General features: G+C 62.0%; 17 protein-coding genes. 10 read left to right on the top strand and 7 right to left on the bottom strand.

The window, feature by feature from the left end; all coding sequences use genetic code 11:
• Positions 1-5 precede the first annotated feature (5 nt).
• The 3 genes from AAAX34_RS01815 to AAAX34_RS01805 form a co-directional block, all read right to left on the bottom strand.
• Complete coding sequence (locus AAAX34_RS01815; RefSeq protein WP_035136732.1) at positions 6-1,019, bottom strand: FhaA domain-containing protein; 1,014 nt, start codon at positions 1,017-1,019, stop codon at positions 6-8.
• Positions 1,016-2,869: a serine/threonine-protein kinase gene (locus AAAX34_RS01810; RefSeq protein ID WP_161115184.1), complete on the bottom strand. Its 1,854-nt coding sequence runs from the start codon at positions 2,867-2,869 to the stop codon at positions 1,016-1,018. The genes AAAX34_RS01815 and AAAX34_RS01810 overlap by 4 nt, the downstream gene beginning before the upstream one ends.
• 144 nt (positions 2,870-3,013) lie before the next feature.
• The gene (locus AAAX34_RS01805) at positions 3,014-3,730 is read right to left on the bottom strand and encodes a hypothetical protein (RefSeq protein ID WP_035136733.1); all 717 of its coding nucleotides are present in this window, start codon (positions 3,728-3,730) and stop codon (positions 3,014-3,016) included.
• A 116-nt stretch (positions 3,731-3,846) separates the two neighbouring features.
• On the opposite strand from AAAX34_RS01805, the gene dnaX reads away from it, so the two are divergent.
• Positions 3,847-6,324 carry a DNA polymerase III subunit gamma/tau gene (gene dnaX, locus AAAX34_RS01800; protein ID WP_349109788.1) on the top strand — a complete coding sequence of 826 codons (2,478 nt, stop codon included), beginning with the start codon at positions 3,847-3,849 and terminating at the stop codon, positions 6,322-6,324.
• A 21-nt stretch (positions 6,325-6,345) separates the two neighbouring features.
• Here dnaX and AAAX34_RS01795 read toward each other — a convergent pair whose 3' ends face one another.
• Positions 6,346-6,819: a hypothetical protein gene (locus AAAX34_RS01795; RefSeq protein WP_349109787.1), complete on the bottom strand. Its 474-nt coding sequence runs from the start codon at positions 6,817-6,819 to the stop codon at positions 6,346-6,348.
• A 340-nt stretch (positions 6,820-7,159) separates the two neighbouring features.
• Here AAAX34_RS01795 and AAAX34_RS01790 point away from each other — a divergent pair, with 340 nt between their 5' ends.
• The 6 genes from AAAX34_RS01790 (at position 7,160) to nifJ (ending at position 16,014) form a co-directional block, all read left to right on the top strand.
• Positions 7,160-7,480 carry a YbaB/EbfC family nucleoid-associated protein gene (locus AAAX34_RS01790; protein ID WP_006235174.1) on the top strand — a complete coding sequence of 107 codons (321 nt, stop codon included), beginning with the start codon at positions 7,160-7,162 and terminating at the stop codon, positions 7,478-7,480.
• Between the two features lie 13 nt (positions 7,481-7,493).
• A complete protein-coding gene (gene recR, locus AAAX34_RS01785; RefSeq protein WP_349109786.1) occupies positions 7,494-8,090 on the top strand; it encodes a recombination mediator RecR in 597 nt (198 codons plus the stop codon).
• 245 nt (positions 8,091-8,335) lie between these two features.
• Entirely contained in the window at positions 8,336-9,241 is a 906-nt protein-coding gene (locus AAAX34_RS01780; RefSeq protein WP_349109785.1) for a hypothetical protein, read from the top strand.
• Positions 9,241-11,082 carry a hypothetical protein gene (locus tag AAAX34_RS01775; protein ID WP_349109784.1) on the top strand — a complete coding sequence of 614 codons (1,842 nt, stop codon included), beginning with the start codon at positions 9,241-9,243 and terminating at the stop codon, positions 11,080-11,082. The genes AAAX34_RS01780 and AAAX34_RS01775 overlap by 1 nt, the downstream gene beginning before the upstream one ends.
• A gap of 3 nt (positions 11,083-11,085) precedes the next feature.
• Positions 11,086-12,024 carry an FHA domain-containing protein gene (locus AAAX34_RS01770; protein ID WP_349109783.1) on the top strand — a complete coding sequence of 313 codons (939 nt, stop codon included), beginning with the start codon at positions 11,086-11,088 and terminating at the stop codon, positions 12,022-12,024.
• 450 nt (positions 12,025-12,474) lie between these two features.
• Positions 12,475-16,014 (top strand): pyruvate:ferredoxin (flavodoxin) oxidoreductase, encoded by a 3,540-nt coding sequence (nifJ, locus tag AAAX34_RS01765; protein WP_138340895.1) that lies wholly within the window; start codon positions 12,475-12,477, stop codon positions 16,012-16,014.
• A gap of 277 nt (positions 16,015-16,291) precedes the next feature.
• On the opposite strand, the gene AAAX34_RS01760 is transcribed toward nifJ, so the two are convergent.
• Together AAAX34_RS01760 and AAAX34_RS01755 are read right to left on the bottom strand one after the other, a co-directional pair.
• Positions 16,292-17,653 carry an ATP-binding protein gene (locus AAAX34_RS01760; RefSeq protein ID WP_161160074.1) on the bottom strand — a complete coding sequence of 454 codons (1,362 nt, stop codon included), beginning with the start codon at positions 17,651-17,653 and terminating at the stop codon, positions 16,292-16,294.
• 41 nt (positions 17,654-17,694) lie between these two features.
• Positions 17,695-17,910 carry a hypothetical protein gene (locus tag AAAX34_RS01755; RefSeq protein ID WP_161160075.1) on the bottom strand — a complete coding sequence of 72 codons (216 nt, stop codon included), beginning with the start codon at positions 17,908-17,910 and terminating at the stop codon, positions 17,695-17,697.
• 435 nt (positions 17,911-18,345) lie between these two features.
• Between AAAX34_RS01755 and arcC the strand changes: the two genes are divergently transcribed.
• The gene (arcC, locus tag AAAX34_RS01750) at positions 18,346-19,308 is read left to right on the top strand and encodes a carbamate kinase (protein ID WP_006235166.1); all 963 of its coding nucleotides are present in this window, start codon (positions 18,346-18,348) and stop codon (positions 19,306-19,308) included.
• A 188-nt stretch (positions 19,309-19,496) separates the two neighbouring features.
• Here arcC and AAAX34_RS01745 read toward each other — a convergent pair whose 3' ends face one another.
• A complete protein-coding gene (locus AAAX34_RS01745) occupies positions 19,497-20,498 on the bottom strand; it encodes a C39 family peptidase (protein WP_349109782.1) in 1,002 nt (333 codons plus the stop codon).
• A gap of 354 nt (positions 20,499-20,852) precedes the next feature.
• Here AAAX34_RS01745 and AAAX34_RS01740 point away from each other — a divergent pair, with 354 nt between their 5' ends.
• Together AAAX34_RS01740 and AAAX34_RS01735 are read left to right on the top strand one after the other, a co-directional pair.
• Positions 20,853-22,304: an APC family permease gene (locus AAAX34_RS01740; protein WP_196033960.1), complete on the top strand. Its 1,452-nt coding sequence runs from the start codon at positions 20,853-20,855 to the stop codon at positions 22,302-22,304.
• Positions 22,305-22,435: 131 nt separating this feature from the next.
• Complete coding sequence (locus AAAX34_RS01735; protein ID WP_117633809.1) at positions 22,436-23,713, top strand: amidohydrolase family protein; 1,278 nt, start codon at positions 22,436-22,438, stop codon at positions 23,711-23,713.
• The last annotated feature ends 59 nt before the right edge of the window (positions 23,714-23,772 follow it).

Genomic DNA, 23,772 nt, shown 5'->3' with positions numbered 1-23,772 from the left:
AGCGACTATCCCCTAAATTCAAAGGTACTCAGGCCAAACGTCAGCAGATCGCCGTTGCGCAGCGGGCAGCGCGTAATGCGGCGGTTGTTGACGAGCGTGCCGTTGGTGGAATTGAGGTCCTCGATCGACCAATCCGAGCCCGTAAAGGTGAGCTGGGCGTGGCGGCGCGACACGTTGGGGTCGCGCAGGGCAATGTCGGAAACTGAGCGCTCGCGACCGATGGTCACCTGTGCGGAGGTGATGCTATGGCTCTCGCCGCTCACGACGTCGACGAGCTGGGCGAGCGGGCGCTGCGGGGCGCGAGTGCTCGCCATGTTGGAGGCGATGCCGGCTGCGGCGCCTAGGCCCACGGCGGCACCGGTCGCGGCGGCTCCGCCCATGCCGGCAAGCGCGTCGCGCGAGACGGTCTGCGGCACTGGGATGGGTGCGGCGGCGGGGTCGGGGACGCTAGGCGCGAAGGGGTCTGCCACGGCAAGCGGGTCGGGAGCGGCGGCGCGAGGCGTCGGCTGCTGCTGGGGCATGGCGGCGGGGCGCTGCTGCTGCGGGGCGGCAAACTGCTGCTGGCCGGCGCGCGGGGCGCTGGCGGCACGGCTTGCCGCGGAGTTGTTCTGGCCCAGGCCGTTCTGATAGGCGCGCTCTTCTTCGTACAGGCGGCCGAGCGTGGGGGCATCGACGTTCTCGGCAAAGACCGAGAACTTGCCGGCGCGCAGCTGCGGATCGATCATAAAGCGCACGAGGGGCTCGCCGACAAAGACATAGCGGCGCTTTTCGGCCTGCGCCTTCACAAACTCGCGGACCTCGCGCGAAAGCTCGGGGTAGAACGGGGCGAGCATGGGATCGTCGTCGGCGGCGATAAGGATGGTATAGAGTGCCGGCGCCGTGTTGACGCCGTTGATCACCAGAGTCTGATCCTCCATGTCGCGAGCGGCCTGCTTGGCAAGCTTCTTAAAGGAGAACGGGGCACGGGTGGCACCGAAGATGCCGGCCACGTGGTCCTCGAAGATGTTCAGGAAGTTCACGAAAGATCACTCTCCGTATAGGTTCTTTGGTATCCGAGCAAATATAGGCATATCCCAACGATTATAGAGGATAGGGTTCCCGCAACCGCCGCCTTGGCGACGACCGCGGCTGCAAGGCTGGCAATTTCCATATGGTGTGCAAGACAGGACGCCGCTGCGCAGCCGATGCCGGTGACAGCGATTGCGGCGATTGCGGCAAGGTTTGAGCCCTGATTGGCACGCTTGGCATGGGCATTGAGCAGCGCAGATGACGCCGCGGCAGTTGCCGCGACCAGCACAAAGGCAGCCCAAAGGAGCGGGTCTCCCAGCGCTGCGGCAACGTTACCGAGCCCCAGCACGCCTCCGGCTGAAAGCGCGACCGTGGCCAGACGGGCAAAAAGCGCGCCCATGCCCGTTGCCGCGGCGGCGCTTGCCGGGCCGAGCCAAAATGACGCGACGCCGGCGGCGACCCCAGCTGCCAGGAAGGTATTGCCGGTCAGACAGCCAAGCGCGAGTGCACAGGTGAGCGTGGCGCTCGCGGCAGCCTCGGTGCGACCCCAGGCGATCCACCAACCGGACATGGCGGCGGCAAAGATCACCGCGACGGGCAGCATCGACAGGATGCCCTGTGCCTGCATGGTGGCGTTGGCCATGAGCACCAAAAAGCCCACAGCCGAGATGGCCGAGCCAATCTGGGGGGCCAGGCCAGCCGCCACTCCGATCGCGATGGCCGCAATGACCAGGCCGGGAAGCGCCGCGACCCCGGCCGTTTGCATCAGCAAAAAGCTAAAGGTGCCGCACGTTAGCGCCGAGATAGTGCGCATGGTGTAGTCGCGCGCATGGCTCCAGCGCGTGCCCGCCCAGCCGAGTGCGGGGTCGACCTCGATGGCGTCGTCCTCGTAGTGCGACGGCTCGATATCGTCGAGCTCCTGCTCGTCATCCGAAAGTTCGCCAACCATTTGCTCCAGGCTGCGACGGCCTTCGCGCACGCTGCCCAGACCGGCAAGGAGCTGGTCGCAAAATGTCTCGACGCTGCTGGGGCGGTCCTGCGGCATGGGGGAGAGCGCGCTCATGAGCGCGGCCTCGGCTCCCGGGGGAAAGTGTGGTATCAGCTCGCTGGGATAGGTGGCGCCGCCGATGATGCGGTCGAGCGAGTCGGCGGGCGTTGCCGCCATAAAGGGAGCGCTGCCGCACAGGCCCTCATAGATTACACAGGCGAGGGCAAAGACATCGGCGCGCTCATCGACCGTGCCGGTCTCGATATCGAGCTGCTCGGGCGGCATGTAGCCGATGGTGCCGCCGCGCGAGCCGCCAAAGCCACCGGCGGACGACAGTCGCGCCATGCCAAAGTCGGTGAGCTTTACATTGCCCGAGTGGTCGATGAGCACGTTGGCGGGCTTAATGTCCAGGTGGAGTACGCCATTACTATGGGCGAAGGTGAGCGCCTGGCCTAGGGCATCGGCAATGGCCGCGGCCTCGTCAAAGGTAAGTGAGTGACCGTCCACGCGGTGCAAAAACTCGGCCAGCGACATGCCATCGACATATTCCATAACTAGGTAGGCATAGGCTGTGTCGTGCGTAAAGTCGATGACCTGCACGATGTTGGGATGTTGAAGCATGGCGGCAGTGTGCGCCTCGCGCAGGACATCCATGATGTCGCTGGCGGGCATGCCGACACCGTTAATAAGGGGGATGCGCTTAATGGCGACGCGGCGGCGCAGGTGCGTGTCGCGGCAGATCTCGATGGAGCCAAAACCGCCGGTCGCAAGTGTCTCGAGCGGCTGGTACCGCTTGAGCAGCTCGCGAGAGCTGGTGCCCTCCAAAGGAACGTCCGGCGAGAACCGGGCGGTATGTTGCGAGAAAAGCGGCATGGCCAACCCTCGTGCGTTTAAAGTTCGTTTGCGAGCGGCGGGCGCGGGGCCGAGCCGTTCGCGGTGGCATAGATGCTGCTAGTGTAGCACGCTCGGGTGCATGGGGAGGATAGCGGGATGCGAGGCTGCCCGTCTGGCTTGGCCTTAGCGCTTCTTCTTGTTCTTCTTCTGCTTGCGCTGCTTGCCCTTGTTGTCCTGGGGCTTGTCGCCCTGCTTGGCCTCGGCGGCGGCCTTCTCGGCCTTCATTTTCTTCTTCTTGGTCTCGATGCGGAGTTTTTTGTTGATGCGGGCCTTGAGGAAGGGACCGAACTGCTCGGCATCGCCACGGACGAAGGTGTCCTTGGGGATCGTCACGCCCTGGTCGGCGAACATGGCCACAAAGATGCGCTCGCCGTCGAGTACGTGGTCGAGCTTGTCAAACGGGAAGAACTGCGACTTGCCGCTCTTGCCCCAAACCATCAGGCCGTCCTCGTTGGCGGCGACGCGGCGATAGCGGCCACCCATGGACTCGTCGGCCTCGACGGCGTCGATAAAGTCGCGGGCGAGCGTGTGGTGCAGGTTCTTGCTCCACCAGGCCAAAAAGGCGCCGAACACGATCAACACGACGCCGAACTTGATCCAGCTGCCGCCGGCCACCAGCATGCCGATGCCGATGAGCGCGGCAACTGCCGCGGCGACATACAGCGAGCCGCGACGCCTGGGCGAGGCGACCAGGCGGGCGAAGTCGGTGACCAGGTCGTTTTCGTACTGGTACTCGTTGAGGTACAGGATGCCGTCATCGGCTGCGGCCTGCTCCTCGAGCGCGACCTCGACCTGGTCGGCTGCTTCGGAGGGAACGAGGTTGCTCTCTGCGTCTGCCATGCTCTTTGGACTCCTATCGCGGCGGGCTCGCCGTACGGGTTATTATGGAATGCAGTATGCCGTGCGACCGCATGGCCGCCGCGGCAACAAGACTCAGTATACCCGGGGGAGCACCCATGGAATCGTTGTACCGAAAGTATCGCCCGCTCACCTTTGACTCCGTGGTGGGCCAGCAGCATATCGTCTCGACGCTCGAGCACGCCATCACCGAGGGGCGCCTGTCCCACGCCTACCTGTTCTGCGGACCGCGCGGCACGGGCAAGACCACCATGGCGCGCATTCTGGCCAAGGCGCTGCTGTGCCGCAATGCCGAGGCGGCGCGCGCCGAGGGTGCAAGCGGCTGCATGCCCGACGGTACTTGCGAGGAGTGCGAGCTCATTGCCGAGGGTAACCACCCCGATGTCTACGAGCTCGATGCCGCAAGCCGTACCGGCGTGGACAACGTGCGCGAGGAGATCATCAACTCCGTCAACTTTGCCCCAGTGCGCGGCAAGTACAAGATTTATATCATCGACGAGGTCCACATGCTCACGACGGCGGCGTTCAACGCGCTGCTCAAGACGCTTGAGGAGCCGCCGGCACACGTGATCTTTGTGCTGTGCACCACCGACCCGCAAAAGATTCTGGAGACCATTCTCTCACGCTGCCAGCGCTTCGATTTCCACCGCATCGGCAACGAGGATATCGAGCATCGCCTGTCTTACGTGTGCGAGCAGGAGGGCTTCGATTACGACGACGAGGCACTCGCCATTGTGGCGCGCCATGCCAAGGGCGGTATGCGCGACGCGCTTTCCACGCTGGAGCAGCTGAGCGTCTTTGGCAACGGTTCTGTGCATGCGGACGACGCCCGCTCGCTTTTGGGCGAGGTTTCGGACCAGATTCTGGGCGAGTTTTCCCGCGCCATTGCCGATCGCGATGTTGCCGAGCTCTATGGACTGATCCGTGCGCAGGTCGAGGAGGGCAATGACCTGCTGGAGCTGACGCGCGACCTGGTGGCGCATGTGCGCGACGTGTACGTTGCCTGCGTTGCCGGTGCCCGTGCCGAGCTGTTTGAGGGCGGCTCCGAGCAGGCCGAGGCGCTTGCTGCCGAGGCCGCTGCCTTTGGCGAGCATCCTGCCGACCGCCTGGCCCGCGTGCTGACGGTGCTCGACGATGCCGCACTGGAGATGAGGGGCGCGAGCGACGTGCGCCTGGTGCTCGAGATTGCCTGCACGCGTCTGGCGCGTCCCGAGGCCGATTTAACGATTGAGGCATTGGCCGAGCGCGTGGCACGCCTGGAGGCCATGATTGCCAACGGCGCCGTGCCGGCGAGCGTGGCTGCTGCTCAGGCCGCCGCGCCTGCAGCATCCGTACCCGCTGCTGCCCAACAGCCGACGCTCATTTCGGGCGCTCGTGCTGCCGCTCCGGCGGCATCCGCTGCCCCCGCTGCTACGTCCGCGCGCCAGGGCGGTATGCCTTGGGACCGCGGCGCTGCTGTTCCGGCTGCCCAGCCTGCGACCAAGTCCGCGGCTCCTGCGCCGGCGCCCAGACCTGTAACGTCTGCACCTCAGCCCGTTGCGGCTCCGGCTTCCGCGCCTGCTGCATCGACCGTGTCGGTGTCCAAGCCCAACAACGCCGCCCAGGTTGCCGCCGCCGGTGCTGCCGAGACCCCCGCGGTTGAGGACGCCGGCGAGCTCCAGCGCAAATGGGCCGAGGTCGTCGAGCGCGTCAAGGCTCGTCAGGCCTCCTACGCAGGGCTTTTGCTCAACGCCCGCGCCACGGCCGACGACGGCTCCAAGCTCACGGTCTCGTTCCCCGCGGGTTCGACTTTTGCCATCAAGATGCTCGGTCGCGCCGATACGCAGTCGGTGGTCCTGCCGACGGTCTGCGCGGTCTTCGGTCGTCGTACCGTCGACTATGTCCTGGATGGGGGTGGCACGCCGGCTCCTCAACATGAGGAGCATTCTCCATCTGCACGGGCTGCGGTATCTGCGGACCCGCAACCCGTGTCCTCGGTGCCCCCTGCATCCTCGAGCGCCAGCGCGACGCAGCCAAAAGCGGCGCCGGTAGCGGCACCGACCCCGTCGGCGCCTGAACCCGCTGCGCCCAAACCGGCTGCTCCGATCCCCGCGCCCAAGTCCGCTGCCGCGCCTGCGCCCAAGTCATCCGACCTGGCCAAGGCCCCTTGGCTGCGCTCCGACAACCCTGCCGGTGCTCCTGCCACGGGCAAGCTCCCGACCGAGCCCGCGCCCCGAGCGCCCGAGCGCGCGTCCGTCCCCATGGCTCAGCCGCCTGCGCAGGCTGCGCCATGGGAATCCGAGCAGGTGCCCTACGACGATGCTATGGTCGGTGGTTTTGCTGCCGATGCCGGCGGGGACAATCTGCCCCCGTTCGACGTGCCGGGTGCGGCGTCCGCGACCAAGGCCGCTGCTGTGGCACCCGCAGCCTCTGCAAACGACGACGTCCCCGCCGCTCCCTGGGAATCCAATCCCGGTGCGGGCAGCCCCTTCGGCCATCAGGGTGCAGCCCCGAGCATCCCGCAGACCGAGGACGAGGCCAAAGCCCTCATCCGCAGCGTCTTCGGCCAGTCCACCATCTTCAAACCGGTGGAGTAACCGTGCGGGCGGGTATGCTGCTCAAGAAGAGATCTCTTTGCCCGGGCGCATCTGTATTTCGGACATGTGCAACGCGGTGCCGCGTATCTCGCATTCGAGCAGACAGGTACGTGACGGTCGGCCTAGGATGCTGAGGTCGATACGATACGTCGCATGGCTGTCCGTGTGCTCGACTTGCTCGGCGTTGACGGTTGCTCCGATTGTCAAGAAAGCGCCTAGTTCGGCATCGACAATCTTGGAGTCCTTTATCTTGACCTTGAACTCTTGGTAGAGGGACGGGCTGTTGTAGTAAATGGTTCGAGTTCCGTCGGTGCACTCATCGGTCGCTTCCCATTTGACGACGGGCTGGTCCGAGCTGGCTATCAGTAGTTCTGCTCCAAAGGCTATAGCATGGGTGATGATAACCAGCAATGCCCAGCCGACAAAGAGATAGAGAACCACATATGCAACGGGGTGTTTTGAGCGGATGTTTTGGAGCGCGTCGGGGGCATTCATGGGGCACCTCCAAATTGCTATCTATTGCAATCAAATTATACCCCGCCGTCATGAGCGCCGCCTCGAGCAGTGGCTCGGCATTTAGCCATTTAGTGGTACGCATTAAATGCCGGATTCCGGCTCTACAAGATTTAGCTTTCAATATTATGCAGATGCGAATTATTCAACTTTGCATAATCTATGGGTGCGGCTTGCACTCCAGGACATGTATATCGACTGAGGTAACACGTCCGCCCCGCTCTCTCGCAGCGCGCCGTGGTACGATTTTTGAGTTTGAAAGTCCCGCCGTGCTCCGGCTGCCCTTGCAGCTTGTCGCGCGGCCGCACGTAAAGGAGCCATCATGGCCGGTATGAACATGCAGCAGATGATGAAGCAGGCTCGCAAGATGCAGGAGCAGCTTGCCGCCGCGCAGGAGAACCTCAAGTCCCAGACCGTCGACGCCTCTGCCGGCGGCGGCATGGTCAAGGTGACCGTTAACGGCGAGATGGAGCTCGTCAACCTCACCATCGATCCCGATGCCCTCGATCCCGAGGACGTCGATATGCTGCAGGATATGATCATGGCTGCCGTCAACGAGGCCGTCCGCGGCGTCAACGAGCTCGCCAACAAGCAGATGGGCGCCATCACCGGCGGCCTCAACATCCCGGGCATGCCGTTCTAAGACACGCATATATATGAGTGCGAATCACAGTCTGCAAAAACTGCTCGATGAGCTGGGCCGTCTGCCGGGCATTGGTCCCAAGTCGGCCCAGCGCATCGCCTATTACCTGCTCGAGGCCGATGCCGAGGAGGCCCGCCGCCTGGCCGAGGCCATCCTGGAGGTCAAGCAGGAGGTCCACTTTTGCAGCCGTTGCTTTAACTACGCCACGGCCGACGAGTGCTCCATCTGCCAGGACCCGATGCGCGATACCACTCGCATTTGCGTGGTGGGCGAGCCGCGCGACGTCCAGGCAATCGAGCGCACGGGCAGCTACCATGGCCTGTACCATGTGCTGGGCGGCGTGATCAGCCCCATGGACAAGATTGGTCCCGAGCAGTTGCACATTCGCGAGCTGCTGGCGCGCCTGGGCCACGAGGATATCCATGAGGTCATCATCGCCACCAACCCCAACATCGAGGGCGAGACCACGGCGAGCTACCTGGCCCGCACTATCAAGCCGCTGGGCGTCGAGGTGTCGCGTCTGGCGAGCGGCCTGCCCGTGGGCGGCGACCTGGAGTATGCCGACGAGCTTACACTTGGCCGCGCTATCGAGGACCGCCGCGCGATCTAGGCGGCGAGCCTGCTCCTGCCGTATGTTTTCCTCGCGACGCACGGGGTAGTCATAATTTCCCCGTGCGACTGTGAGTTTGTTGTGCAACAAAGATGCTTCGTATCCGCTTATCGCATGGATGCTTCCGCTCGTATCCTTAATTTGCCCATTCGTTGCGCAACCTTTTGGGTTCGCTGATACACTCAAATATGGATTCGAATGAATGCGCCGCGTCTGAGCGGCGTGTTTTTGTTGGAGGAGAACGCATGCGGCCCGGTGGCACTCAGATAAAGCGCGGCGCCGCGGTGCGCATGCGACGCCGACTGGGCTTGGCACCGCGGGCGTACGCACTGCTGTCGTGCTCGCTGGTGCTGGTCATAGCTGGCGTTTCTGCCTATGGCATGACCGTGCCGTCCATGATGCAGGCGCATGCCGCACGCGAGCCGCGCGTTGGGCATGAGGTCAAAAGTGATCTGGGCACCACGACTGGATATGCTTGGGCAAGTGTGGTCGCGCATATTGTTTTTGGCACCGACGATGCGGGCGGCGCCGAGGCCCCGGACAACGAAGTCACGCTTGCCAATGGCAAAACCATCGTGCTCACCAACACCAAGATCATCGATCGGTTGTCCAACAATAGCGTGGCGGCAACGGTGAATAAGGTCGAGCAGCAGAAGGAGCAGGACGCCCAGCAGTCCGGAAAGCCCGGTAGCTCGGATACTTCTGGCTCTGGCTCGGATTCATCGAGTTCGGGCGGCGGCTCTGGGGCGGGTTCCTCTACCGGAGGGTCTGGAAACGGCGGCTCGACGGGCGGCAACACTGACAACGATGCAAACTCCGGTGGCCTTTCCGCTGCTGAGGAAGAGAGCATTCACAGTTGGCTTGTGACCAAGTACAACATGCTCGACGGCTATGTTTCTCGTGCCAATGACGTGGTCTCGACCTATAACTCTACGGGAGATCCCAGGCCGTGCGACAGCCTGGTCGGGGAGATGTTTGTCATTCGAGCCGAGTTCGGTCGTCAGACATTCTCGCCCCGGTCAAAGTGGTATCAGCAGTATGCCAATCTGTGGGGCTGTTATACCAACCTATGTCAATGGGTCGGCCATTACGGCGATGATGACGTCGCACTCGGTAACTTCAACAATAACGTGGCGGCGCTTGCCCTATGATGACCGATCTTGCATCCACCACACCACAATCGCTCGGTCGCGATCCCATGGTCGGCCTGCGCCTGGCGCGTGTCGACGGGTTTGAGCCGGCCATTGCGCTCGGTCAGGACGAACTGCCTGCCTATCTGCGTCGTTTTACGATGCTGTTTGCCGACGATGCCACCATGCGCCGTGGCGGTATCGGCCGCGTGACGCGTGCCGTCAACGCCCAAGGCGAGGCCGTGGCACTCAAGCAGCTCATCTTGCCGACGCGCGATGAGTTTGACGACGATGCCGCTCACGAGGCGCTGGTCGCCAAGTTCAAGGCGGCGTTTCGCGAGGAATACGAATGCCATCGCGCCCTTTCGGGCCTTAAGGGCTTTCCCCGCCTCTATGGCTGGGGCGAGGTCGACGGTGTGCCTGCAATTGTCATGGAATGGGTCGAGGGCGAGACGCTTGCCCGCTTGCGTTCGCGACTTGCCGTGGACGATGCCGGACGCCTGTCGCCGCTTGTGGCGGCGCGTCTGGGTCGCGACCTGTTCGATCTGCTCTGCCGTATGAGCCTGGTGGGCGAGGGCTTTGTCCATCGCGATATCTCGCCCGCTAATATTATGGTGCGCACGGCGCGCCTGCCGCTTGACCGGCAGCTTGCCGAGGGCACCTTTGACCTGTGCCTGATCGACTTTGGCTCGTCGCTGGCGCTCGAGCCTGCGTCGGCCGTGGCCGGTACCGGCGGCAAGGCGTCGTTTACGGAGCGTTATGCCACGCTGCGTCGCGCGACGGTTGCCTATGCCCCGCCCGAGATGCTCACCGACGATATTCCCGACCTGCGCGCTTTGCGTATGTCGCCGGCGATTGACGTCTATGCCGCGGCAAGCACGGTTTACGAGCTCATTGCCGGCGTCGCGCCATACGAAGCCGCGCCGGGCACTTCGGGCACCTCGGGTTCGCGCAAAAAGACGCGCGACATCGCGAGCCCCTATCGTCTCAAGATGGACACGCGACCCGACTATCCCATCGGTGTCCATGCGCCCGGTTGTGATTTGACTCAGCTGCTTCGCCGTGAGCCCGATGTGGCGCTCGCCGCGGCCGAGCAGGCCCAGCAGCTAGGGCTTGAGCCGGATTCCGAAGAGCTACGCGATGCGCTGGCGTTTGTCGATGCCCAGCTGTTCGACGTGGTGATGGCCTGTCTGTCCAGCCATCAAAAAGATCGTCCCGAGCCGGCGGCGGTCGAGGCGGCGCTCTCGGCGTTTTGTGACCACTATGCGCAAAATGTCGGTCGTTCGCTCCGCGGCGAGCCGCTCACGCCGTGCCCCATGGATGCGTCCGGCCGCGCGGTTCGTCGCACGCTGATGGTCGGCGCGACGGTCGTCTGTGGCGTGGTTTGGGCTGTGGTCGTGGTTTCGGCCGCGCTGCTGGCGTCGGGCACTCGCGTGACGGCGACTTTGGGATCGCTCGTGTGGTCTTGGTCGCTACCAGGTATTATTGCCGCACTGGCGTTGGCGCTGCCAGGCATAGCCGGCGTTACCGCGGGGGCGCTTGCGCGCGATCGGCGCTCGGGGTTCCTGCAGGGTGTGCTTGCGCTTTCTGCTTGCGAGGTTCCGGTGCTGGTTGTGGCTGCATGTAGCGTATTTTCCCAACGCGCCGTGATGGGCGGCCTTGTTGCCGCTCTGGTTGCAACCTATACGCTTACGTGGTTTTTGCTTGCGATGGGCTTTGCCTTTGAACTTCCCGCTTCGGCACCGCGACGCGCAAAAGCCCAGATGGCGACTCCGCTTGCCGGTGGAGCCGCAGCTGCCCGTACTTTTGGCGTACCTGTCGAAGTATCGTCCGATTCTATTTCTACGACCAAGGAGGCCTAGGTCATGGCATCTCAAGTTGAGCTCACCCCATGCGGGGCCATGTTTGACATCTTTAAGCGCGCGGCGCATCTGAGCCATATCGAGCTGTGCGGCCTGGTGCTTTCGTCCCGTCCGCTCGCCGACGGCCGCAGCCCGCAGAGCCGAGCCGCCGATCGCTCTTGGGTTTCCCGCTTTATCGTTCGCGCGCCGGTCGGCACGCTTCAGCAGCGCTACTTTGCCGAATACGGTACCTCGGCTGCGCGTATTATGTCACAACTGGCCCTGCGCCAGCGCAATCCCATGGACTTCACGGCTGTGATCAATATGGCGTGCGGTTCTGCAGGTGAACCGATGGTACGCGCGCTCGAAGAGTGCCACCAGGACACGAATCTCTATCGCAACGCGCTCGATCGCCTGTCCCAGGCGGCGGAACTCATGCCCGCCGAGCGCGCCGAGGCCGTGCTGGTGCTGTTTGTCGCTGTCGGTTGTTCGGCGGATGTGCGGTCCTCGGTGAACTATGCCATCGACTACGCGCACGCGACCTGTGGCGGAGGAACATCCACGCCGCGTTCGCTTGGCATGTCGATGACCGCGGGCGAACGCGAACCCGCCCCGGCGCACCCCTTGGGCTTGCTGCGCGTACAAAACAGTTTTGTCGTGAGCGCCCCGCGCTGGATTCAGCCGAGTGAGCAGGGTGTTGAGATTGGCGCGCTGGCCACTGGTGAGGGCGATATTACCGACGTCGGCGACGATGTCTCGGCCCGCCATGCCCATATCTGGTGCGATGCTCAAAATATCTGGCACGTCGAGGACTTGTCGTCCACCAACGGAACCGTGGTGGTAAACGGGGCCACGCGCGTCTGCATTCAGGTCGAGCCCGGCCGTTCCGCCCAACTCAATCCCGGCGACGAGCTCAAGCTCGGCGAATCCACTACCTACGCCATCCTCTTCGGTGCTCTCTAGCCGGCGGATAGGGACGTTCCTTTTCTCTGCCGGCTGGGGACACTCCTTGGCGCGCCAGAGCCGGTCGCCCGGGGATGGAGGGGCCATTTTGGCCCTTGGCGGTCACCCGAGGTAAACCTTTACCGCCCGCCTATATTTGCCGAAATTACACTTGACGGCGGGGTACAATAAACCCGCATGCGGATTTCCGTTGCGGGCGCTTCCCATCGCCGGGGCGTGCCCGGGAGCATCCGGCATGCGGCCTTTGCGGCGCTCGGTCATGTGCAAGACGGGCGGTCGGGTCTGTGGGGCGCATCAGCTGTCCCTCGCCTCGGCATGTCTTCTCTCCACGCCACGTACCTGCTGCTGAGCCTGCCTGCCAGATGATTGGAAGCAACAGCGTAAATCCCATCACGCCAACATCCCGGCGATCGCCGGGGCCTGTATACCTATATGAGAGGAGAGGGGTATATGGCGCGTAAGTTTAAGTCTATGGACGGCAACGAGGCGGCCGCATATGTTTCGTATGCGTACACCGAGGTAGCGGGAATCTATCCCATTACGCCGTCCAGCCCGATGGCCGACCATGTCGACCAGTGGGCGGCCCAGGGTCGCAAGAACATCTTCGGCACCCCGGTCAAGGTCGTCGAGATGGAGTCCGAGGCAGGTGCAGCCGGTACCGTTCACGGTTCGCTGGGCGCCGGTGCTCTGACCACCACCTACACGGCTTCTCAGGGTCTGCTCCTGATGATTCCGAACATGTACAAGATCGCGGGCGAGCAGCTCCCGGGCGTCTTCCACGTCTCCGCGCGTTGCGTCGCTTCCCACGCCCTGAACATTTTTGGCGATCACTCCGACGTCATGGCTTGTCGTCAGACCGGCTTCGCCATGCTCGCCGAGGGCAACGTCCAGGAGGTCATGGACCTCTCGCCGGTGGCTCACCTTGCCGCCATCGAGGGTAAGACCCCGTTCCTTAACTTCTTCGACGGCTTCCGCACCAGCCACGAGATCCAGAAGGTCGCCATGTGGGACTACAAGGATCTGGCCGAGATGTGCGACATGGACGCCGTCCAGGCTTTCCGCGACCACGCGCTCAACCCTGAGCACCCGCACACCCGCGGTAGCCACGAGAACGGCGATATCTTCTTCCAGAACCGTGAGGCCTGCAACAAGGTCTACGACGAGCTTCCCGCCGTCGTCGAGGGCTACATGAAGAAGATCAACGAGAAGCTCGGCACCGATTACGGCCTGTTCAACTACTACGGCGCTCCCGATGCCGATCGCGTCGTCGTGTGCATGGGCTCCTTCTGCGACGTGCTCGAGGAAGTCATCGACTACCTCAACGCTCACGGCGAGAAGGTCGGCCTGGTCAAGGTTCGTCTGTTCCGTCCGTTCTCCATCAAGCACTTCGTCGACGTTCTCCCCGAGACCGTCCAGAAGATCGCCGTCATGGACCGTACCAAGGAGCCGGGTTCCATCGGCGAGCCGCTCTACCAGGACGTCGTCTCCGCTCTCTACGAGGCCGGCAAGACGGGCATCAAGGTCGTCGGCGGCCGTTATGGCCTGGGCAGCAAGGACACGCCTCCCGCGTCCGCGTTCGCTGTCTTCGAGGAGCTCAAGAAGGACGAGCCCAAGCGCGAGTTCACCATCGGCATTGTCGACGACGTGACCAACCTGAGCCTGCCCGAGGCCGAGGATGCGCCCAACACCGCAGCCCCCGGCACCATCGAGTGCAAGTTCTGGGGTCTGGGTGGCGACGGTACCGTCGGCGCCAACAAGAACTCGATCAAGATCATCGGCGATCACACCGACAAGTACGTTCAGGCCTACTTCCAGTACGACTCCAAGAAGACCGGCGGCGTCACCGTTTCGCACCTGCGCTTTGGTGATTCCCCGATCCGTTCGCCGTACTACGTGACCAAGGCCGACTTTGTCGCCTGCCACAACCCCAGCTACATCGTCAAGGGCTTCAAGATGGTCCGCGACGTCAAGCCGGGTGGCACCTTCCTGGTCAACTGCCAGTGGAGCGACGAGGAGTTCGCCGAGCACATGCCCGCCGTGGCCAAGCGCTACATCGCGAACAACAACGTCAACGTCTACCTGATCGACGCTATCGACCTGGCCGCCAAGGTCGGCATGGGCAAGCGCACCAACACGGTGCTCCAGTCCGCCTTCTTCGCGCTGGCCAAGGTCCTGCCCGCCGAGGACGCCCTGCAGTACATGAAGGACGCGGCTACCAAGTCCTACATGAAGAAGGGCCAGGCCATCGTCGACGCCAACCACAAGGCCATCGATGCCGGCGCTACCGCTTTCCGTAAGTTCGAGGTTCCGGCCGACTGGGCTACCGCCGAGGATGCCGCTCCCGTCGAGCTCTCCGAGGAGACCAAGTCCGCTATCGCCCAGCAGGTCAAGAACCTGCTCGAGCCCATCGATCGCATGGACGGCGACAGCCTGCCTGTTTCCGCCTTCGTCGATTGCGCTGACGGCCAGTTTGAGCTGGGCGCCTCCGCATACGAGAAGCGCGGCGTCGCCGTGGTCGTTCCCCACTGGGACGAGACCAAGTGCATCCAGTGCAACCAGTGCGCCTATGTGTGCCCGCATGCCACCATCCGTCCGTTCGCGATGACCGAGGACGAGGCTGCCGCCGCGCCCGAGGCTACCCGCACGCTCGACGCCATGGGCCCCAAGGCCAAGGGCATGAAGTTCACCATGGCCGTGTCCCCGCTCGACTGCATGGGTTGCACCAACTGCGTCAAGGTCTGCCCCAAGGGCGCCCTCGAGATGGTTCCCACCGAGCAGGAGATGGACCAGCAGCCCGTTTGGGACTATATGGTCGAGAACGTCTCCGAGAAGAAGGAGCTCATCGCGGCCAACGTCAAGGGCAGCCAGTTTAAGCAGCCCTACCTGGAGTTCTCCGGCTCCTGCGCCGGCTGCGCCGAGACCGCCTATGCACGTCTGGTGACCCAGGTTGCCGGCGACCGCATGTTCATCTCCAACGCCACCGGCTGCTCCTCCATTTGGGGCAACCCCGCTGCCACCGCTCCTTACTGCAAGGACAAGGACGGTCACGGCCCGGCGTGGAACAACTCCCTGTTCGAGGACAATGCCGAGCACGGTCTGGGCATGGCCGTCGGTTACGAGGCCGTCCAGAAGAAGCTGATCGCCGCTACCCAGGACATCATCGCTGCCGATGGTCCGTCCGATGAGCTCAAGGCTGCCGGCCAGGCTTGGATCGACTCCGTCAACGACGCCGAGGCCTCCAAGACCGCTGCTGCTGCCTACGTTGCCGAGCTCGAGAAGTGCGGCTGCGACGCTTCCAAGGCGATTCTCGCCGACAAGGCTTACCTCACCAAGAAGTCCTTCTGGATCTTCGGCGGCGACGGCTGGGCCTACGACATCGGCTTCGGTGGCCTGGACCACGTCCTGGCTTCCGGCCACAACGTCAACGTCTTCGTCTTCGACACTGAGGTCTACTCCAACACCGGCGGTCAGGCCTCCAAGGCCTCGAACCTGGGCCAGGTCGCTCAGTTCGCCGCTGCCGGTAAGGTGACCAAGAAGAAGTCCCTGGCCGAGATCGCCATGAGCTACGGCTACGTCTACGTGGCGCAGGTCGCCATGGGCGCCAACCCGGCTCAGACCCTCAAGGCCATTCACGAGGCCGAGGCCTACGACGGCCCGTCCCTCATCATCGGCTACAGCCCCTGCGAGATGCACTCCATCAAGAAGGGTGGCATGCAGAACTGCCAGGCCGAGATGAAGAAGGCTGTCGAGTGCGGTTACTGGAACCTCTTCCGCTTCAACCCTGAGGCTGCTGCCGGCAAGAAGTTCTCGCTCGATTCTAAGGAGCCCGCGGGCGGTTATCAGGAGTTCCTGATGAACGAGGCCCGTTACGCTTCGCTGACGCGTTCCTTCCCCGAGCGCGCCGAGGAGCTCTTCAAGGAGAACGAGCAGGCCGCCATGGACCGCTATCAGCATCTGCTGAAGCTCAAGACGGTGTACAACGAGGCCTAGGTCTCCCACCGCAGGATCTGAGGGCTGACCTTCGCGGACGTCCTCGGACATGAAAGAACCCCCGCTGCGCACTACGTGCGGCGGGGGTTCTTTCGTCCTGCGGAGTGTCCGCGAAGGTCAGCCCTCAGATCCTGCTACGACTACGTCCTCGGATTGTGGGGCTGCATGAGGGACGTGGTTGTGGGGGGCTTTTGTCCCCGTCGCTGTTTCGCGGCGCGGCCGCGAAACCACGCGTTACTTTGGTTATGGAGGGGGCTTGGTTGTTGGTTCAGATGATCTAGAGAGATATGGGTGCAAATGAGAAATCGTTGTTGGGGTCGTCCTTTTCCATAAACTCATCGAGGCAGAATGTCATATAGATTGGAACGTACAGGATCTTGCCCTCTTCGCTAAGGTTTTCGTGGCTCAGCACAACGGCCTCGGGAATCTTGTACTCGCCCACACTCATCAGGCGATCGAGGGCCGCATGTGCTCGAACTTTCTTGCCCGATTTGACTTCGATTGGGACAACATGTCCTCGGGCGCCTTCGATTACAAAGTCGACTTCACCGACCTCACGTGTTTGGTAGTACCACGTATCTGCTCCGAGGGCAACAAGCTCCTGCGCGACCACGTTTTCATAGAGACCGCCGAGGTTGGGGGTTTTCATATCTAGATATACAGCGCGTGCCGTGCTACCGGGATATCGCGATGCGAGCATTCCTGTATCGGACTCGTATAGTTTGAAGGCGGCTGCCTTCTCTGTCCTCTTAAGAGGACTTCGGGCCTCCGTCACCTGGGGGACCATCAATCCAACGCCTGCGTTCACCAGCCATAGGAAATCCTGCTCGTATTTTTGAAGACGAGCTCCCTCGCCTAGAGACGAGACGATAAAGCGATGGGACTCCGCCTCAAGCTGAACGGGAATTTGCTCGAAAATGGAGCGAACGTTAAACGCTCGAGTCGATGCATATTTAGAGATATCGCTTTTGTACTGATCGACTAGCTGAATTTGAAGCTCACGCGTTCTCACGAGCGAATAGCCCGAATCGATATAGTTCTGAACGACCTCTGGCATGCCGCCGCAAACGATATAGGCTCTAAAGTTTTTGAGCATCGCCTCATGAATATAGTTTTCGACGGGACGTCTCTCGACAAGGCAGCTGCGAATGTCTGCAAGCACATTCTCGCTGATGCTGTTTGCCCAACAGAACTCTTCAAAATCCATCGGTCGCATAACAATGTGCTCGACATACCCCACCGGAAAAGAAGAGATCCCCTTAAACTCAGTCCCAAGCATAGACCCCGAGAAGACATAGCTAAAGCGTCCGTCCTCGACCAGCGCCTTCATAAGTGTAACGATCTGCGGATACTCCTGAATCTCATCGACGAAGATAAGCGTGTCTCCTTCAACAAGCGGTGCATCCGCAAGAAGGGCCACACGGTTGATGAAGTCAATGGAGTTCTTAGCGCCAACAAGTACGTCTCTTGCCTCGGCATCGAGTAGCAGATTGACCTCATAATACGAAGCGTAGTTGCTCTTTCCAAACGCGCGAATTGCATAGCTCTTGCCAATCTGACGCGCGCCAGTAACAAGCAACGCTTTATTGGATTTGTTCTTCCAGCTCAAAAGCCTGTCAGTGACCTTACGGCGTAGCATTAAAACCCCTCAATGACAAAAATTGGCAAATAGATTTGACCCTAATCATACAAAAATTGGCAGATAGATTTGACCCAAATCATACAAAAATTGGCAAATAGCAAAGCTCGCTTAGGCCTCAAAGCCAGCGAGCCAGCACGGTACTTTGCGAAAAGGCTGGCGGCGCCGTTGTTGAGGGTGGCCAGGTTGGCAGTGGCGCCGTTAGCGTTCTCGGCTGCTTGGGCGCGCAGGAGCGAAAGGGCGTCGGCAGCGTTCATGCAGAAGCCGACGGTAAAGTTCCATACTGCGAACTCGCAGTCGCTTGCCGCGGGGTGAAGCGCGATCGGCTATCCCTTATGTTGGATGAAAGGCCCCATGTTTTTGCAGGGATGCATACTCGTCAAATTAATGTATAGAATCGCGTATAGTGCGAGTAAGATATTGCGCTGTCCGTTTTGTGTTTAGCAAAGATATAGTTTGCATAATCTGGTCTAATCCCTGCTCTATTTAAATAAAGTTGCACGTAAATGGCGTAGATATGCTTGAGCTGGGGTTCTGTACGCTGAGCGGATAAAAACGACCGTTCACCGTTCCGCTATTTTCAAAATGAATAAAATGAGCGATAAAGAGAATATAAACCTTAATAAACTCGCGTATCGCACGGACGCGGGTTATTAATGGGTTGTAGGCCTTTTACAGAAAGGATTCCAGCAATGTCTAAGCCTCTTGGCAAGCCCGATCGTATTGTCGTCGCCCTTGGCGGCAACGCCCTCGGCAACAACCCCGTCGAGCAGATCGAGGCCGTGAGCAACACCGCCCACGCTCTCCTCGGTCTCATCGAGCAGGGCAACGAGATCATCATCACCCACGGCAACGGCCCGCAGGTCGGCATGATCCAGAACGCCTTCGCCGCTGCCCACGACGCCATCGGCACCCCCGAGATGCCGCTGCCCGAGTGCGGCGCCATGTCCCAGGGCTACATTGGTTATCACCTGCAGCAGGGCATCGGCCGCGAGATGCACAAGCGCTATAAGCGTTGGCACGCCGCCACCGTCGTCACCCAGATCGAGTGCGACCCCGACGACCCCGCGTTCAAGAACCCGACCAAGCCGATCGGCCCCTTCTACACCGAGGAGCAGGCCAAGGAGTTCATGGCCGAGGATCCCTCAAAGGTCTTCGTCGAGGATTCCGGCCGCGGCTGGCGTCGCGTCGTCGCTTCCCCCGATCCCAAGAAGATCGTCGAGGCCGACTCCATCCTCAACCTGCTCGACAACGAGTTCATCGTCATCGCCTGCGGCGGCGGCGGCATTCCCGTCGTCCGCGACTACGAGAACAAGGGCTGCTACAAGGGCGTTCCCGCCGTCATCGACAAGGACCTGGGCGGCGAGCTGCTGGCCGAGGACTGCGACGCCGACGTTCTGTTCCTGCTGACCGCCGTTGAGCATGTCGCCATCAACTTCGGCAAGCCCAACCAGGAGGAGCTCGAGGACCTCACCGCCGACGAGGCCGAGCGCCTGGCCGACGAGGGCCAGTTCGGCAAGGGTTCCATGGAGCCCAAGGTTCGCGCTGCCATCAAGTTCGCCCGTTCCCGCAAGGGCCGCACCTGCATCATCGGCGCTCTGGACAAGGCCGCCGAGACCATGGCCGGCCTCTCCGGTACCCGCATCCACGAGTAGTCTCTACTCTGTTGCCTCTCTCGTGGGCGCCAGGCAAAGCGCCCACAAACTAGCCTCTCTTCATGAGCCCCGCAGTCCGCTCCGGCTGCGGGGCTTTTGCTATTCACCTAGTCATTGGGGACGTTCTTAAACGACTAGTCAAACAAGAGCGTCCCCAATGACCACTCATTTAAGTCTGTCCCCAATGACTAGTAGTAGGCCCACATGGCTTCGACTTCGTTGAGGACCTCTACGACGCCCCAGCGGCGGGCGCTGCGGCTGGCCGAGTTGGGGTCGTAGACGCCAATCTGGTTGGCATCGTCGATGCCGTAGAGCACGATGTAGTGGCCTACGTTGGTAAACGTACCGGGGCGCACTGCGGCGATGACGGGCGCACCCGAGCGAAGTGCTTGGGTAATCGATTCGCGATCGTTATAGAGCTGTGTTCCGTTGAGCCCCAGCTGCCACGCACCGCCTGTCATAAACGACCACTCGGTGGCACCAGTGGGGGCGTAGTTGCCGGCTTCGGCCAGTGCGCATATATCGACCGGCGTCTTATCGGTGTGGCCGGTCTTAAAGATATAGACCATGGTGAGGCAAGTGGGACCGCAGGCGTTTTCGCGAATAGTGCCACCGGCATAGGGCAGCTCCGACCATGCGGGGTCAATTTGGTAGATGTGGGGCATGGCGCCGGCCTGCCATTGCGAGCGTGGGGTCGAGAACGCAAAGGAGTAACCGGGCGCGACGGGAGCTTTAAGCAGCTTGTCCTCGGCAGTGGGCTCAAGACCGGCTGATCCGTGGGAGATGCAGGATCCCAAAAACACAAAGACGAGGCAGGCGGCGATGGAGCAAAGCGCAAGGCGTAGGCGGCGGGCCGGAAGCGCGTGGCTTGTGATGTGCGACGCGGGGTGAGGGGCGGAATTGCCGCGATCGCGTTGAGGTCGCGAAAAGGAGCGCTTAACGTAGTAGTCGGTCTTACGGCGATCGTAGCGGCGTGGCTGCGATGTGTCGGTCTGACGTTGGCGTGTGCTCGTACTCACGCGGTCTGACTGCTGCACGGTACGGCTTTGCTGCCGCGAAGAAGCCCCGGGCTGCTCTTGGGGGCGCTGCGGGTTGTCGTTGTCGGAGGTGCTTCTGGGCGTTGGCGTGGTGCGGCCGGCAAGGCGCACGCTTTGTGGCCGTTGGTCGCCGTCATTGTATCCGTATGCCATTCGAATCACCTTGTCTCATATGTAACTTGTCTATCCTACATAAAAAGATGCACGACACATGGGTATGTGCGCCAAAAGCCTGACAAATGGTATGAACGTTGCCGCGCCGCGCGCCAAGCGTCACGGCAACAGGTCTTCAAAAGCAGACAAGATGAAAACGTCCAAGACGAATGACGTCTCCCGCCGTTCGTCCCAAAAACGGTGCCGCTCGTTTTGCAGTTCTGCCTTCGGTCGAGCTGCGAGCGGCGCTGCTGCGCCAAGGCCGTATCTTAAAGCCATGGAATAAAAGCGCGCGGCAAAACGGACCGCGCAAGGGGTGACGCCAAGGGCGTCAAATAGGAAAGGAGGGGAACAATGGCGGACAAGAACGCAGAAGTTGCAGTCGAGGATAACGGCGGCATGAAGAAAACGCTCTCGCTCTGGAACTTCTTCACCATCGGCTTTGGTGCCATCATCGGTACCGGTTGGGTTCTGCAGGTCGGCGACTGGATGGTCGTGGGCGGCGGTCCCGTTCCCGCTATGATCGCATTCCTCTTGGGTGCAATCTTCCTCGTGCCCGTCGGAGCTGTTTTCGGTGAGCTCACGGCTGCTATCCCCATCTCGGGCGGCATCGTCGAGTATGTCGATCGTAGCTTTGGCCGTACGCTGAGCTACATCACCGGATGGCTTTTGGCCCTGGGCAACGGTATCCTGTGTCCGTGGGAGGCCATCGCCATCTCGACCCTCGTGTCCGAGATGTTCGGCAGCCTGCCCGGTCTTGAGTGGCTGCGTGCCGTCAAGCTCTACACCATCCTGGGGGCCGACGTTTACCTGTTCCCGACGCTGATCGCGCTCGGCTTTGCAGTCTACGTCATCTTCCTCAACTTCCGCGGCGCCAGCTCGGCCGCCAAGCTCCAGGCCTTCCTGACCAAGGCTCTGCTCTGCGGCATGCTGCTCGCCATGGGCGTCTCGCTGTTCACCGGCTCGCCGGACAACGCCATGCCCGTGTTCTCCCAGGTCACCGGCGCTGGCGGCGGCAAGGCCGCTACCGAGAGCTCCAGCCTGTTCGCCGGCATCGTGTCGGTCCTGGTTCTGACCCCGTTCTTCTACGCTGGCTTCGACACCATTCCTCAGCAGGCTGAGGAAGCAGCCGAGGGCCTCAACTGGAACAAGTTCGGCAAGATCATCTCCCTGGCTCTGCTGGCCGCCGGCGGCTTCTACATGGTCTGCATCTACTCGTTCGGCACCATCCTCGACTGGCATGAGTTCGTTAAGAGCCCGGTTCCCGCGCTTGCCTGCCTCAAGGGCATCAACATGCTTCTGTACCTGGCCATGCTCGTCATCGCTACGCTTGGACCCATGGGCCCGATGAACTCCTTCTACGGCGCCACGAGCCGCATCATGCTCGCCATGGGCCGCAAGGGCCAGCTGCCCGAGCAGTTCGCCGAGGTCGACCCCAAGTCCGGCGCTCCCAAGCTTGCCTGCGTCGTTCTGGGCGTCATCACCGTCGTCGGTCCGTTCCTGGGCAAGAACATGCTCATCCCTCTGACCAACGTGTCGGCTCTCGCCTTCATCTTCTCCTGCGGTATGGTCGCCCTCGCTTGCCTGCGCATGCGCTTCACCGAGCCCGACCTGCCTCGTCCCTACGAGGTGCCCGGCGGCAAGTTTGGCATCGGCCTCGCTATCGCTGCCTGCGCCATCATCATCGGCCTGCTCGTGATTCCGTTCTCTCCCGCCTCCCTCAACATGGTGGAGTGGAGCATCGTGATCGGCTGGCTGGCCGTCGGCCTGGCTCTCATGGCCTTCACCAATTCCCGCAAAAAGTAACGCCGAGCCGGGGCGGATCAGGTGCGCGGGACCCTCTCTTCCGCGCACCGAACCCGGCGCCACTTGGGTAGCTTTGTGAGGCCTTAACCCAACTCGGCCTCGCCCACTATATGGATCCATAAGGAGGAACCATGTCCACTAAGTATGCAATCGTTGGCGGCAAGCTCATCGACGGTACCGGTGCCGAGCCGGTCGAGAACTCCCTCGTTCTCGTCGACGACAACGGCAAGATCGAGTACGCCGGCGCCATGCAGGACCTTCCCGAGGGCGTTGAGGTCATCGACGCCGCCGGCAAGACCGTCCTTCCCGGCCTGATCGACACCCACCTGCACTTCTCGGGCAACTTGACCGACGATGACACCGACTGGGTCATGCAGCCGCTCCTCGAGAAGCAGGCCGTCGCCGTCAAGCAGGCCTACGACTGCCTCACCCACGGCCTCACCACCGTCTGCGAGATCGGCCGCTTTGGTATCCAGATCCGTGACTGCATCGACAAGGGCGTCTTCAAGGGCCCGCGCGTTCTGGCCACCGGCCTTGGCTTCTGCCGCGTTGCCGGCCACGGCGACTCCCACCACTGCAGCCAGGAGCTCAACAAGGAATCGCACCCCTGGGGCGATCAGGTCGACGGTCCTTGGGATCTGCGCAAGGCCGTCCGTCGTCGCCTGCGCGAGAACCCCGATGCCATCAAGATCTGGGCTACCGGTGGCGGCATCTGGCGCTGGGACTCCGGCCGCGACCAGCACTACTGCTCCGAGGAGATTCAGGCCGTGGTCGAAGAGGCCAAGATGGTCGGCATCCCCGTGTGGAGCCACTGCTACAACAACCACGCCGCTGCCTACGATTCCGTTCGCTTTGGCTGCGAGCAGCTGATTCACGGCTTTGATATCGATGAGCGCACCATGGACCTCATGGCCGAGCAGGGCACCTTCTTCACCCCGACGATCGCCTTCCTGCCCACCTGGTACGCCACCTATCCGCCCGTCTACGTCCCCGAGCTGCACGACAAGTACGAGGGCACCCTGGTCGAGAAGGAGCTGCAGCGCAACTACGACTGCCTGCGCGAGGCCAAGAAGCGCGGCGTCGTCATGACGATCGGCTCCGACTCCTTCTCCTTCGTCACCCCGTACGGCACCTGCTCCATCGAGGAGATGTACGAGTTCGTCGACAAGATCGGCTTCACCCCGGTCGAGACCATCACCTGTGCCACCCTCAACGGTGCCAAGATGTGCCACATCGAGGACGAGACCGGTTCCATCGAGGCCGGCAAGTGCGCCGACCTGCTGGTCGTCAACGGTGACGTCGCCGCCGACATCCACGTGCTCAACACCGACAACATGGACGTCATCATGAAGGACGGCTGGATTGTCGAGGCTGGCACCTTCGGCGAGGCAAACAAGTACAGCGCCTAAGCTACCGTTCATCGATGGCTTGATGTAAAACACAGTATTTGATTGCATAATGCAATGGA

The organism is Collinsella sp. CLA-ER-H4, from assembly GCF_040092395.1.
GTDB lineage: Bacteria > Actinomycetota > Coriobacteriia > Coriobacteriales > Coriobacteriaceae > Collinsella.
Note: the sequence above shows the minus strand (reverse complement) of the source record. Positions and strands in the feature narration are given on the sequence as shown.